This is a genomic window from Streptomyces sp. NPDC031225 (genome assembly GCF_055570355.1).
Genome location: NZ_JBVIHJ010000010.1, coordinates 236,327 through 248,960, shown reverse-complemented (window position 1 = coordinate 248,960; position 12,634 = coordinate 236,327). Strand labels below are relative to the sequence as shown.

The 12,634-nt window shown below is 70.2% G+C and carries 11 protein-coding genes; 7 read left to right on the top strand and 4 right to left on the bottom strand.

Features of this window, described 5'->3' with window-relative positions:
• Positions 1 to 3: 3 nt before the first annotated feature.
• Entirely contained in the window at positions 4 to 750 is a 747-nt protein-coding gene (locus tag ACZ48Z_RS19510; RefSeq protein ID WP_468737077.1) for a response regulator transcription factor, read from the top strand.
• 37 nt (positions 751 to 787) lie between these two features.
• On the opposite strand, the gene ACZ48Z_RS19505 is transcribed toward ACZ48Z_RS19510, so the two are convergent.
• Together ACZ48Z_RS19505 and ACZ48Z_RS19500 are read right to left on the bottom strand one after the other, a co-directional pair.
• Positions 788 to 1,069 (bottom strand): PqqD family protein, encoded by a 282-nt coding sequence (locus tag ACZ48Z_RS19505; RefSeq protein WP_468737076.1) that lies wholly within the window; start codon positions 1,067 to 1,069, stop codon positions 788 to 790.
• Positions 1,066 to 1,851 (bottom strand): hypothetical protein, encoded by a 786-nt coding sequence (locus ACZ48Z_RS19500; protein ID WP_468737075.1) that lies wholly within the window; start codon positions 1,849 to 1,851, stop codon positions 1,066 to 1,068. Before ACZ48Z_RS19500 ends, ACZ48Z_RS19505 begins: the two co-directional genes overlap by 4 nt.
• A 299-nt stretch (positions 1,852 to 2,150) precedes the next feature.
• Between ACZ48Z_RS19500 and asnB the strand changes: the two genes are divergently transcribed.
• From asnB to ACZ48Z_RS19485, 3 genes are read left to right on the top strand one after another with little or no spacing between them, the layout of a single operon-like run.
• Positions 2,151 to 4,316 (top strand): asparagine synthase (glutamine-hydrolyzing), encoded by a 2,166-nt coding sequence (gene asnB / locus ACZ48Z_RS19495; protein ID WP_468737074.1) that lies wholly within the window; start codon positions 2,151 to 2,153, stop codon positions 4,314 to 4,316.
• The gene (locus tag ACZ48Z_RS19490; RefSeq protein ID WP_468737073.1) at positions 4,313 to 5,413 is read left to right on the top strand and encodes a diiron oxygenase; all 1,101 of its coding nucleotides are present in this window, start codon (positions 4,313 to 4,315) and stop codon (positions 5,411 to 5,413) included. Before asnB ends, ACZ48Z_RS19490 begins: the two co-directional genes overlap by 4 nt.
• A complete protein-coding gene (locus ACZ48Z_RS19485; RefSeq protein WP_468737072.1) occupies positions 5,410 to 6,678 on the top strand; it encodes an MFS transporter in 1,269 nt (422 codons plus the stop codon). Before ACZ48Z_RS19490 ends, ACZ48Z_RS19485 begins: the two co-directional genes overlap by 4 nt.
• On the opposite strand, the gene ACZ48Z_RS19480 is transcribed toward ACZ48Z_RS19485, so the two are convergent.
• Entirely contained in the window at positions 6,668 to 7,195 is a 528-nt protein-coding gene (locus tag ACZ48Z_RS19480) for a GNAT family N-acetyltransferase (RefSeq protein ID WP_468737071.1), read from the bottom strand. The two genes, ACZ48Z_RS19485 and ACZ48Z_RS19480, sit on opposite strands and share 11 nt — an antisense overlap.
• A 154-nt stretch (positions 7,196 to 7,349) precedes the next feature.
• Here ACZ48Z_RS19480 and ACZ48Z_RS19475 point away from each other — a divergent pair, with 154 nt between their 5' ends.
• Entirely contained in the window at positions 7,350 to 7,982 is a 633-nt protein-coding gene (locus ACZ48Z_RS19475) for an O-methyltransferase (protein WP_468737070.1), read from the top strand.
• Positions 7,983 to 8,028: 46 nt separating this feature from the next.
• On the opposite strand, the gene ACZ48Z_RS19470 is transcribed toward ACZ48Z_RS19475, so the two are convergent.
• The gene (locus ACZ48Z_RS19470) at positions 8,029 to 9,795 is read right to left on the bottom strand and encodes an FAD-dependent oxidoreductase (protein ID WP_468737069.1); all 1,767 of its coding nucleotides are present in this window, start codon (positions 9,793 to 9,795) and stop codon (positions 8,029 to 8,031) included.
• A gap of 460 nt (positions 9,796 to 10,255) precedes the next feature.
• Here ACZ48Z_RS19470 and ACZ48Z_RS19465 point away from each other — a divergent pair, with 460 nt between their 5' ends.
• Together ACZ48Z_RS19465 and ACZ48Z_RS19460 are read left to right on the top strand one after the other, a co-directional pair.
• Positions 10,256 to 11,644, top strand: coding sequence for an FAD-binding oxidoreductase (locus ACZ48Z_RS19465; RefSeq protein ID WP_468737068.1), 1,389 nt, complete (start codon positions 10,256 to 10,258; stop codon positions 11,642 to 11,644).
• Positions 11,628 to 12,620, top strand: a complete 993-nt coding sequence (locus tag ACZ48Z_RS19460; protein ID WP_468737067.1) for an aspartate/ornithine carbamoyltransferase family protein — start codon at positions 11,628 to 11,630, stop codon at positions 12,618 to 12,620. The genes ACZ48Z_RS19465 and ACZ48Z_RS19460 overlap by 17 nt, the downstream gene beginning before the upstream one ends.
• Positions 12,621 to 12,634 lie beyond the last annotated feature (14 nt).

Here is a 12,634-nt window from a genome sequence, read left to right as displayed (position 1 = left end):
GCCATGCGTCTTGTCATCGCCGAGGGCTCCGCGATCCTCAGGGCCGGGCTGGCACACGTGCTCGCCGCCCAGGGCCACAAACTCGCCGCGGCCGTGCACGACGTCCGGGTGCTGCCGTCGCTGATGGCCATGCACCGCCCGGACGTGCTGATCACCAATGTCCGACTCGCGCCGACCTGGAGCGACGAGGGGGTGGACGCCGCCCTGGACATGCGGCGCCGGCAGCCGGGAACCGGCGTCCTGCTCTTCTCGGCGGCCCCCGAACCCGAGCATGCCGCCCGCCTGTTCGCGGGTGACGGCGCGGGTCTCGCGTATCTGCTTCAGGACCGTATGACGGACTCCGACGAGTTGCTGGACACGCTCACCCGGATCGCGGACGGTGGCACGGTCGTCGACCCCCGGATGGTCCGGGCGCTCGCGGTGGGTACGACCCGCACGAGCCGCGAGGAGCGGCGCGCCAGGCGCGGGGGAGGGCTCGACGTGCTCAGCGAACGGGAGTCCGAGGTCCTGGCGCTGATGGCGCAGGGCCGCACCAACAGCGCCATAGCCGAGCAACTCATCGTCTCCCGGGGCACCGTGGAGAAACGGGTCGCGGCGGTCTTCGACAAGCTCGACATCCCGGGCAGCCCGAGCGACAACCGACGGGTGCTCGCCGTGCTGCGCTACCTCTCGGACCGTCAGGCGCCCGTGCCCGTCCCCGGCATCGGGCAACCGGAGCCCAGGCAACGCCATTTGACGAGCGTGGCCTGAGATCCCGTACCCGCACCCCGGTGGCCGGGCGGCCCGGCTACCACTCGATGACGTTCTTGGCGGTCAGGTCGGCCAGGAACGCGGTCACATCGGCGAGGGCCTCCTCCTCGTCGATGCCGTACTCGTCGACCAGCACCCGCGCGACGTCACCGACGCTGCGGGTGCCGTCGGCGTTCGCGTAGACGAGTGCCGCGGAACCGTCGAGCAGCAGGGCCTGGTCGGCGAAACCGAGCAGCAGGTCCTCGCCCGAACGCCGGACACGGATGCCGAGCACGCGACGGGGCACGTCGCCGGCGGCGATGGTCGGGGCGTCGGTCACGGCGTCTCCACTCGCAGGGAGATGTCCTGGCACAGGCCGAGGACCTCCCTGATCCAGGGTTTCGGGTCGGCGTCGTCGTAGCTCCGCATGGTCTCCAGGGACCAGTACCGCTCGAAGCTGAGGAACTCGGGCGCCACCGCACGGAGTCGGGTGGGCCGCCATTTGGGCATGTGACTGCCGAACTCGCCGTGGCTCTCCAGCAGTGCGTCCACGGCGTGGCCCAGGGCCCGGCGCGCGGAAATGGTCGCGCTCTCCTGATTCCCGTCCTCCAGCTGACCCAGCGCGTCCTCGACGGCGTCGTCCGCGAGGTTCAGCGACCGCACGACGAGGAAGGTCTTGAACGCGGAGTCCGCGAGGCGCTTCCGACAGACCTCCACCCAGTCCTCTCCCAGCAGCGTCAGGCAGTTGGCCATGCGCCCCAGCGAGACCTCCTCTCGGGGCGTCAGCGCCTCTCCGGCCAGATCGCGCTCGTACGCCTCCCAGGAGACCTTGGCGAGCAGCTGGTCGATCTGGCTGTCGAGCCAGTACGTCACCTCCCAGCGCCGGCCGTCCTCGTGGAACGTCTCGCTCCGCACGCCGGGCGGATCCAGGGGCATCGGGATCGGCCTGCTGGTGGGGGTGTCCCACTCGCGCGTGGTGATGACGTACACGTCGTTGTCACTGCGCGCGTTGTTCCATCCCCGAGCGGCTGATCCCACGACCAGTGCCGCCAGGCAGTCCTGAGGTATCAATTCCCTTCGGCGCAGTGGCTCAAGCCATTCATCGGTGCTGATCTGCTGCATCTCCCGCCCTCTCCGGATTCGTCAATGAGGGGCACAGCCGGCGAAGTCCGATCGATAACGGATCGAAAAGCCACGTGACTAGTTTTCTCAACACAACCGGTGCCCACCGGAAGACCACCAAATGGAGGAGTTCCCCCATGAAGAAGTACACCAAGCCGTCTGCGAAGGCCGTCAAGCAGGGCTCGGTCCTGAAGTCCAACACCTGATTCTACCTGTGGGTGGGCGATTCCTTCGAGGAATCGCCCACCCACATTCGTGTTCGGCGTTCCCCGAACACGCCGACAGGCTGAGGAGATTCGATGTGCGGCATTGCGTGCATAGCCCGGCTCGACGGCCGGGAGCTGGGGCCGGAGACGGACTCCGTGCTCCACGAGATGGCGGAGATCCTGGAGCACCGAGGTCCCGACGACCGGGAGCTGATGCGTGCCGGACCCGTCGGCATGGCTTTCACCCGGCTTTCTCTCGTGGACCCGGCGGGCGGCGGCCAGCCGCTGGTCAGCGACGACGGTTCCCTGGTGCTCATCGCCAACGGCGAGGTGTACAACCACAGGGAACTGGCCGCCGGCCTGCCGGGCGATGCCCGACTCCGCACGGGATCGGACTGCGAGGTGCTGCTCCACCTCTACCGGCAGCGCGGAATGGACTTCCTGCGTGATGTGCGCGGCATGTTCGGTGTCATTCTGTGGGACCGGGCCAACGGTCAACTGATCCTCGCCCGGGACCGATTCGGTGTCAAACCTCTCTACTACCAGCGCGACGGCCGCCGAATCGTGCTGTCGTCGGAGATCAAGGGCCTGTTCGCCGACCCGGCCACTCCCCGCGGCTTCGACTGGGCGCGCTCCCTGTCGGTGGCGATGCTGCCGGCTTCGCCGCGTTTCGCGGAGCCCGACATGTGCACGTGGTTCGAGGGCGTCGAGAGCGTGCCGGCCGCCACGGTCCTGCGCATCGACCTGCGCGACGGCCGGACCAGCGAGCACCGCTACTGGGAGATTCCCGCCGAACAGGACGAGGACGCCGACGCCGGGACCCTGACCGGCCGTTACGGTGAACTGCTGGAGGCCTCGGTGGCGGAATGCGCCACCGCCGACACGGAACTCGGACTGTTCCTGTCCGGCGGCATCGACTCCGGCGCGGTCCTGGCGCTCGCGGCTCCGCGCCTCGACACCCTGCACACCTTCACCGCCCTGACCGGCGGTACCCACGACAACGGCGACGCCGAGAACGCGGAGTGGATCGCGCGTGAGCTCGGTGTGCCCAATCACCAGGTGATGTTCCCGCGCGACCATGCGCCGTCGCCCGAGGAATGGCTGCGGCTGCTGTGGCTCACCGAGACACCGCTGTGCGGCCCCGAGGCCTATTACAAGCACGAGCTGCACCGGTTCGCGCGACAGGAGCGGCCGGAACTGCGCGGGATGCTGCTGGGCGCGGCCAGTGACGAGTTCAACGGCGGGTACTCGCGCGACCTTCTCGGCCAGGGCGACTGGCAGTCCTTCCTGGACGGACTGGCCTACCTCGACCGCGAGACCCGGCTGGAGCGCCATCCCGGGCTGGCCCGCTGGTGGACCGGCGGTGAGTCGCTGATCGCGCTGTCCGCGCTGCACGGGGGGAGCGAGCGCCGGGGCGAGGACGTGTACCGGGCGTATGTCGAGTCCGAGTACCGCAAGGTGCAGCAGTACAACGTGTGGCACGAGGACCGGACGGCCGCCGGGAGTGGCATCGAGGCCCGGGTGCCCTTCCTCGACCACCGGCTGGTCGAACTCGTCGCGACCGTGCCGGACCGGCTGCGGTCACGTCTGCTGTGGGACAAGCGCATCCTGCGCGACGCCATGACCTCGCGCATGCCCGAAAGGATCGCCCAGCGGCCCAAGGGCCCCTTCTTCTACGGCACGGGTACGCGGCACGCGTACCGCATGCTCGTCCGTCTGCTGCGCGCGGACGACCACCATCTCGTGGAACGCGCGCTCTCGGCCCCGGGTGCGGACGTCTTCCTCGACGCGGACGCCGTACGGCGGCAGTTGGACGCCCTGGGCGACGGCGACACGGACTCCCCGCAGGTCGAGATCCTGCTGCGGGTCGTCAACACGGGGCTGCTGGCCGAGATGGCGGCGAAACCGCCCCGGCTCGACGACCTCTCGGCGGGCCCGGCCCTGTCCTCGCTGCGCGGCCCGGTGGCGGACGCCGGCGAACTGTTCGCCCTGCGAACCGACTTCGACACCGACGGTGTCCTGCAGCTCTCGGACGACGCCGACCTGCTCACCGACGACGCCGGCACCTGGTTCCTGCTGCGGGAAGGGCAGATCGAGTACGTCTTCGAGGGCGATTCGCCAATCCTGCGGATCCTGCGCGGGCTTCGCGGAGCCCCGTCGCTGGACGGCGCCCTCCGCACCGCTGATGCCGAACTGGACGAGGTCCGCGCCGAGTTGGACGAGCTGTTGGGCCAGGGACTGCTCGAGTGGGCGTCATGAGCGGGGTGAGCCGCGCGGCACTGCCGGCCCAGGGCGCGAACGTGTCGCGGCTGCCGGCCGCGCCGGGCGGCCCGTACCAGCGACTGGCCCGCGAACAACTGGTGCCGGGCACGGCCGCGGCCAGGCCGGTGCTGAGCACCTACGCCAGCCGCTTCGGCCGCTGGGACGACCTGGCCGGGGTGCGCCGCAAGCCGCAGCGCCGTCCGGTGGACCCGGCCGACCTCTACTTCCCGCCCGAGCTGCATCCCGTGGTGTCCCATCCCCTCGTCGTCGCGCGAGGGCCGGCCACCGTGCGGACCCTGCTCCTGCACCGCCTGTACGACTACCTCGACTTCACCACCGAACTGGAGAACCTCGCGGTCATCCCGGTGGCGGCGAAGATCGCCCGGGGCGCCTCCGGTCTCGTCCTGCCACGGCAGATGCAGGCCGACGCCTTCAAGATCGTCACCGACGAGGCGTGGCACGCGCAGTTCTCCTACGACTTCACCCAGGAGCTCGAACGCGTCACCGGGGTGCCCGGGGGAGGCAGCGGCGTCCCCGCGTTCGTACGGCGTCTGGACGAGATTGCCGCCCAACTGCCCCAGGAGGTAGCGGGGTTGGAGGCCCTGGTCTTCTCGATCGTCAGCGAGACCCTGATCTCCGGCATCCTGTCGGAGCTCCCGCGGGACGAGCGGCTGCCCCGCCCCGTCCGCGACCTGGTCCGCGACCACGCCGAGGACGAGGGGCGCCACCACGTCTACTTCCGCTCGGTCCTCAGGCATCTGTGGCCGGCGCTGACCCTCCGCGAGCGGCGCGCCGTCGGACCGCACGTGCCGGCGATCATCCAGGCGTTCCTCACCCCTGACCACACGCAGGTGGCGAACCGGCTCGCGGCCGTCGGACTCTCGGACGAGGAGATCGTCCAGGTCGTCACCGAGTCCTGGCCGGAGCCCGAACTGACGGCCGCCATCGCGCAGTCGGCGGCTCCCGCCGTCCGGTACTTCACCGAGGTGGGGGCCCTCGACGACGGCCGCACGCACTACGCCTTCACGGAAGCCGGGCTGCTCGCGGGTGACGCGGAGCCGGGCACCGAGCCACTGGGAAGGACGCGGTCGTGACCGCTGTGATCACCGGGCGGACGACGCCGTCGTTCACCTCGTTCTGGCGTTACTGGACAGCGACGACCGTGAGCGGGTTCGGCTCGGCCGTCACCCTGGTCGCCCTGCCGCTGGTGGCCGTGACCGTGCTCCACGCGTCGGCCGCCCGGGTCGGCCTGCTCGCCGCCGCCGGGCAGGCCGGGTGGCTGATCCTCGGGCTGCCCGCGGGCGTCATCGTCCAGCGCTTTCCCCTGCGCGCGCTCCAGGTGGCCACCGACCTCATACGCTTTCTCGCGCTGTCCTCCGTCCCCCTCGCATGGTGGCTGGGACACCTGACCTACGGGCACCTCGTGGTGGCGGCCCTGACCGTCGGGCTCGCGACGGTCGTCTTCGACGTCGGCAACGCCACCTTCCTGCCGGCCGTCGTCGACAAGAAGGACCTGACCGCCCGCAACGGTCTGATGTCGGGAACCCTCGCCGTGACCCAGACCGGCGGCCCCTCCCTCGGGGGCCTGCTGGTCCAGCTGTCGGGGCCGGTGGGAGCTCTGTGCGTCGACGCCGTGAGCTATCTCGTCTCGGCTCTGACCCTGCGCACCCTGCCCGAGTTGCCACGTCCCACCGGGGCCTCGCCCGCCCGGGCGGGGTTCGCCCGGCAGATCCGCGAAGGGTGGGAGTTCGTCGTCCGGCACCCCGTGCTGAGGCCGTGCATGTGGTGGGCGACCGCCACGAACTTCGTGTGCGGCGCTCTCGTGGCGCTGACGCCCACCTATCTGGTCCGCGAGGCGCACCTGACGCCCTTCACGGTGGGGCTTCTGATCGCCGCCGACGGGATCGGCGCACTGGTCGGCTCCTTCGCCGCGGCCCGGCTCGCCGCCCGGTTCGGCACCGCGCGCGTCCTGGTCCTCGCCTCGCTGACCGGCGCCGTGCTGGCCCTGGCCATGCCGCTGACGGTGGGGTTCGGCAGCGCCTTCTTCTTCGTGGTCGGCAACGCTGGTTTCAACGGCGGTGTCGCGATCGGAAGCATCGTGACCCGGACGCATCGTCAGACGGAGTCACCGCCCCAGCTGCTGGCCCGGGTGATGGCGACCGTGCGCTTCGTCTCGTGGGGGGCATCCCCCGTGGGCGCGGTCACCGGCAGCCTCGTGGCGGCGACGGCGGGACTGCGTCCGGCGCTCTGGCTGGTGTGCGCGTGCGCCTTCGTCGGGCCGGCCGTTCTCCTGACGAGCCGGGTCGGCGAGCGACGGGATCTGTCTCAGGAGACGGCCGCCGGCAGTCTCAAAGCGTGATCCAGTAACGCCGTTTCACACCGATCGGGGTGGTGCGGACGTCCTCCAGGACGCCTCCGTTCGCCTCTATCGTGCGGGCCGAGGGTGTGTTGCCGTCGTCGCAGGTCAACAGGACCCGGTCCAGGCCCAGTCGGCGCGCCTCGGGGAGGACGGCGCGGAGGGCCCAGGTGGCGTGTCCTCGTCGGCGGGCCGAAGGGCGGACGCTGTAGCCGATGTTGCCTCCGCCCTCCAGGAGGAAGGCGTTCAGGTAGTGCCGGACGTCGATCGCCCCCAGATAGGTGTCGTCCTCGACGATCCACAGGTGCGTCGCGTGCACGCTGCCCTCCGGCATGGGCAGCGACCGGTCCGACTGCGCCCGCAGGCGTTCGGCCCACTCCTCGAAGCCCGACACGGTGTCGAGATCCGGCCCCGCCAGCCGCAGTCCACTGCCGTCCTGATGAGCGTTCGGGCCCCATTCCTGCCGTGCCTGGTTCCAGGAGGCCCTCAAACGCGTGGTGGGCTCGATGAGTCTGAGCATGCCGGGGAGATTAACATTCATTTCATTCGGCCAGAAGTCCGCTTTCCCACCGCCCTCTTGATGCGGTCCCGCGGAATATGACATGACTGTGTCGTCGCGACGCCCGAAATCAATTCGAGAGAGGCCCACAGTCATGAGGCAAAGCACTCTTCTGATGCCGGCAGAGCTTCACGCGTACATGATGGCGCACAGCACCGGACCCGACGCCGTCCAGGAGCGCCTGGCCGAGCGGACCAAGGAGTTCGCGGACGTCGCCCACTGGCAGACCGCTCCGGAACAGAGCCCTTTCCTGACGCTGCTGGTCCAGACGCTGGGCGTGGACAACGCGGTCGAGGTCGGCACGTTCACCGGCATGTCGGCGCTCGCGGTGGCCCGTGGCCTGCGGCCGGGCGGCAGGCTGCTCTGCTGCGACGTCGACGACACCTGGACCCCCCTCGCCCGGGAGGCGTGGCAGGCCGCCGGGGTCGAGGACCGTATCGAACTGCGCATCGCGCCGGCGATCGAGACGCTGCGCTCCCTGCCGAATACCGATCGGATCGATTTCTCTTTCGTGGACGCGGAGAAGACCGGGTACTGGGACTACTTCAGTGAACTCGTCGTCCGTACCCGGCCCGGCGGCCTCCTGGTATTCGACAACGTCTTCCGCAAGGGGCGGGTACTCAGTCCCTCCAGCGAGGTCGACGACGCCATCGTCGATTTCAACGACAGGCTCGCCAAGGACGACCGCGTCGATGTCGTCATGCTGCCGATCGCCGACGGAATGACCATCGCGCGCCGCAGGCCGTGACGCCCTGCCGTCCGGCCCCGCCCTCCCGCCGCGGGGCCGGACGACGTCATCGGTGCAGTACCGCCCCGAGCGCCTCGCGGAGACCGGCGATCGCCTCGGCGGCATCGTCCACGGGTGTCGACCGGCGCCAGGCGATGACACAGTCGGGGCGGACCAGCAGACAACCGAGCTCGTCGAGGCCGTCGGCCACCCGCTGCCAGGAGCCGTAGACGTCACGGGCGCCGTCCTCGTCGATCCGGACCACCTTCAACGGGATGCCGAATTCGGCCGCGCACACCCGCGCGGCCTCGGCCCAGAGCTGTCCGGCCAGTCCCGTCACCACGGTGAAGCCCCCGCCCCCGGCCAGGTCCAGGGTGGAGAGACGATGCCCCCCGGTGTCGACGAGCCAGGCGTGGGGCAGTTTGGCCCCCGGCCGGGTGGACGGCTGCGCGTACAGGTCGCGGTCGCGGTGCCATTCCTCGGCGGGGCCTTCGTCGGGCACCACCGCCGATGAGACGTAACGCTGGTTCATCTCCACGCCGTGGGCGCTGAACTCGTAGTGCTTGAGCTGTACGGCCTCGGCCAGTTCCCGTCTGCGCCGGGCGCCCTCGGCGGTCGGCAGCCGGCCGCGGCGCACACCGGCCGCGGCGTCACCGGCCAACAGGCCGTCGCCGAGCCCCAGCGCCTCGAAGAAGGGGACGAACTCACCCGTGCTGCGATTGGCCCGGGTGACGACCTGCTCGCCGACCGGGGCCCGTTCGGCGCTGTAGGTCTCCAGGAGCGCCGGACCGGCCTGGCCGCGCAGGACGTGTGCCAGTTTCCACGCCAGGTTGTAGGAGTCCTGGACCGAGGTGTTCGAGCCGAGGCCGTTGGACGGCGGGTGCCGGTGCACCGCGTCACCGGCGCAGAAGACCCGGCCGGCCGAATAGGCCTTCGCGTACATGTCGTTGACGGTCCACAGCGAGGTCGACTCGATCCGGACGTCGATGTCCCGGTCGCCGAGGAGACCGGTCACGACGCGCCTGGCCTCCGCGTGGTCCAGGACGGGTTCCGGGCCGTCGATGTCGTATCCCCACACCGCCATCCACTTGTTCCACGGCCTGACCATGCGCAGGGCGCCCATGCCGATGCCGCCGATTCCCTCGCCGGGGCGGACCACCCAGTACAGGACGCCGGGCCGGTGCTGCACGTAGCGGGTGAGGTCGGCCTCGAAGACGATGTTGATGCTGCCCCCCTTGCCCTCCTCGCCGACGAAGGGGAGGCCGATCTGTTCCGCGACCCGGCTGCGTCCGCCGTCCGCGCCGATCAGGTAGCGGGCGCGCAGGGTGAACTCGTCCCCCCGCAGCCGGTCGCGCAGCAGCGCGTTGACGCCCTCGGAGTCCTGCTCCAGGCCGAGGAACTCGGTGTCGAAGCGGACCGTCGCACCGCGCCGGGCGGCGTTCCCGATCAGCACGGGCTCCAGGTAAGGCTGCGGCAGATCGAGCATCGGGCACGGGCTCGCCCCGGCGTACTCCGTGAGCCGCTCGTCCTCCGTGCCCCAGGTGCGGATACGGGCTATCTCCTCACCGGCGAGGCTGGTGCAGAAGACGTTCTCACCCATCAAGCGTTGCGGGGTGCCCACCGACAGGGCCTCGTCCTCGACGCCGAGGTCCCGCAGCACCTCCATGGTCCGCTGATTGGTGATGTGGGCGCGGGGGCTGTCGGCCACCCAGCCGTGCTTGCCGATGACCACGGTGCGTACGCCGTAGGTGGCCAGCGCCAGCGCGGCGGCGCCGCCGGCCGGGCCGCCGCCCACGACCAGGACGTCCGTGTCGAAATCGCCATCACTTCGCATGCGCTACTCCCGTCGAAACCTCGAAACCTCGAAACATCGCAACATCGAAACGTGTTGATGCGCTGCGCATCTGGAAACAGCGTCGGCGTCATTCCCCGCACATGTATTTCCGCGTGAACGACCCCGGAAATGGTCGCGCTCTCGGCGCGGGCCCAGCGTGGCAGCGGGCGGCGGGAGCAGGCAACCTGCCAGGAGCGGGGGCTCGCCGGTGTCCCGTCGACAGGACATTCAGTTCCGCATTCACCTGCCAGCCGCTATGTTCGAGAGCGGTCGGAACTCGCTGAAGAAATACAGAAGGACGTTCCCATGCCACTTTTCATACCTCGGAATGGACGCTGAGATCATGCGCGTTCACTCCTCACTAATTCCGCGCGGATTGAACGAAGAGGTTCTGGCGAGATGCCTGTCGGCGGCCGGGCCGGACCGGTGCCGTGTGGTCACCCCGCGGCAACGCGACAAAATGGCGGGCAGTGGCGCATTCCGTGACCGAGGCGCCCATGCCGTCCTTTCACCCACCTCCGTCGAAGAGGTCCGCTCGCTGCTCCGGGACCTCGCCGCGGACGACCGCGGGCCGGGCGCCGTCCGGGTGCAGCCCTGCAGCACAGGTCTCAACTGGGGCTTCGGCGCGGATCAGCCGGTCGACGACGGTGCCGTCCTGATGGAACTGCGGGGCCTCGCGGCCATCCGCGAACTGGACCTGGACAACGGCATCGCGGTCGTCGAACCCGGCGTCAGCCAGGGCATGCTGGCCGAGCGCCTCAAGGGCAGCCCCTACCTGCTCAACGTCACCGCCTCGTCCTCCCACACCAGCGTCGTGGGCAACGCGCTGGACCGCGGTGTGGGCCTGCACCGGCAGCGCACCGAGGACGTCCTGGGGCTCGAAGTGGTCCTGGCCGACGGCACGGTGGTGCACGTCGGCCGCTGGCCCGGGCCCCGTCTCGCGCCGGCCCCCTACGCCCATCAGGTCGGTCCCGGCCTCGCGGAACTGTTCGTCCAGTCGGGCATGGGAGTGGTCACCGCGGCGGCCGTACGCCTGATGCCCCGCCCCGAGACCTTCTGTGTGATGCGGCTGGCCTTCGCCGCCACCGCCCTCCCGGAGGCGGTCCGGTTCCTCGCCGGGGCACGGGCGGACCGGCTGGCGTCCGGAGTGATCAAGGTCTTCAGCTCGCAGGCGGCCGTCGCCTACGGCGGGACGTCCGATGCCGGCTACTTCGCCTACCTGCACATCGGCGGCGCCGCGCGCACGGTCGACTGCGCGGTCGACGTCCTCACCGAACGGGCCGCCCGTGCCGGGGTGTTCGCGCAGCCCCGCGTCCACGGCCCCGACGACCACGGGGCGACGATCGCCGAACACGCCACCCTGCGCGCCTACGCCGGTGATCCGACCGCCAACGACGCCATGGTCGAGGACATCTTCGGGGTTCCCGTACGGGAGACCGAACTGAGGGGAACGGCGGGCTGGCTGTTCTTCACCCCTGTTCTCCCGCTGAACGGCGCGGCGCTGGCCAGGGCGGCCGAGCTGCTGACCTCGGCGGTCGGGCAACTGGGCACCGGGATGGTCGTCGGCCACACCTTCAACGTGATGCCCGGGGGTTGGGTCGACATGGTCGTGTCCCTCCGATTCCCCCGGGACACCGCCACCTCACGGCGTGCCCAGGCGCTCCTCGACGCACTGCACGACCGGTTCGCGGGAGCCGGTTTCCTGCCGTACCGCCTCGACATCGACCACGCGGACGCGGCTCCCGAACTGCGCGACGAACCGGAGCTGGAGGACCTGCTCGCCCGGCTCAAGGACCTCCTCGACCCCCACCACCTGATATCCGGGGGACGCTATGCAGCCCACCGCTGACTTCCCCCGTCACCTCGTCGCCACCGCCGACCTGTCCACCACGCATGTCGAGCAACTGCTCGCCGAGGCCGCACGGCTGCGCGAGACGCCCCCGAGGCACGCGCAGACCCTCCTGGACGGCTCGATCGTCGCCACCCTGTTCTTCCAGCCCAGCACACGGACCAGGCTCGGTTTCGAGGCGGCGGCGCTCCGCCTGGGCGCCCGCGTGACGGGCTTCGCCGACCCGAGCACCTCGCGTTCCGTCGACTACATCGGCGAGAGCCTCGAAGACACGGCGAGGGTCGTCTCCGAACTCAGCGACGCCCTGGTGCTGCGCCATTACGTCACAGGAGCCGCCCGCAGGGCCGCGCAGGCCGCCGTCTGCCCTGTCGTCAACGGCGGTGACGGTTCCAACGAACATCCCACGCAGGCGCTCAGCGACATCTGGACCATGACGCGCCGGCTGGGCGGTCTGGACGGGGCCGTCGTCGCCCTCGTCGGCGACCCCGGCACCCGGGTGCTGCGCTCGCTGGTGCACCTGCTCACGCGCCTTCCGGTGAAGCTGCTGCTGTTCCTGGTTCCGCCCGCGGCACCCCTGATCATGGCGGGCATCGACGCGGTCACGCACACCACCCTGCCGGCCGACCTGGCCGCGGCCCTGGAGGAGTCCGGCACTGCGTACGAGTTCCGCTCCGACGTCACCGAACTGCTCGCCGAGGCCGACGTCGTCGAGATGATGCCGATCGACGTCCCGTCCCTGGAGACCCGGCCGTCCGCGCTGAGTTCACACGTGTACGTGACCCCGGAGCCCTACCGCATCACCGCTGCCAAGATCCGGGCGGTCGGATCCAGGGCGCTGATCCTGCACCCGGGGCCGCGCAAGGACGAACTCCACCCGGATGTGGAGGGAACGCCGGGCGGCCTGTACTTCGAACAGGTCAAGGACTCCCTGTACCTGCGGATGGCCGTACTCACACAGTTGGTGACGCGCAGGTGAGGACTTCGAGGACG

What these genes read in the sequence shown, in the direction of transcription:
- ACZ48Z_RS19465 (WP_468737068.1), top strand. Translation starts at nt 10,256, where the DNA reads ATGGCGGGCAGTGGCGCATTCCGTGACCGAGGCGCCCATGCCGTCCTT.
- ACZ48Z_RS19475 (WP_468737070.1), top strand. Translation starts at nt 7,350, where the DNA reads ATGCCGGCAGAGCTTCACGCGTACATGATGGCGCACAGCACCGGACCC.
- ACZ48Z_RS19480 (WP_468737071.1), bottom strand. Translation starts at nt 7,195, where the DNA reads ATGCTCAGACTCATCGAGCCCACCACGCGTTTGAGGGCCTCCTGGAAC.
- ACZ48Z_RS19500 (WP_468737075.1), bottom strand. Translation starts at nt 1,851, where the DNA reads ATGCAGCAGATCAGCACCGATGAATGGCTTGAGCCACTGCGCCGAAGG.
- asnB (WP_468737074.1), top strand. Translation starts at nt 2,151, where the DNA reads ATGTGCGGCATTGCGTGCATAGCCCGGCTCGACGGCCGGGAGCTGGGG.
- ACZ48Z_RS19490 (WP_468737073.1), top strand. Translation starts at nt 4,313, where the DNA reads ATGAGCGGGGTGAGCCGCGCGGCACTGCCGGCCCAGGGCGCGAACGTG.
- ACZ48Z_RS19510 (WP_468737077.1), top strand. Translation starts at nt 4, where the DNA reads ATGCGTCTTGTCATCGCCGAGGGCTCCGCGATCCTCAGGGCCGGGCTG.
- ACZ48Z_RS19470 (WP_468737069.1), bottom strand. Translation starts at nt 9,795, where the DNA reads ATGCGAAGTGATGGCGATTTCGACACGGACGTCCTGGTCGTGGGCGGC.
- ACZ48Z_RS19460 (WP_468737067.1), top strand. Translation starts at nt 11,628, where the DNA reads ATGCAGCCCACCGCTGACTTCCCCCGTCACCTCGTCGCCACCGCCGAC.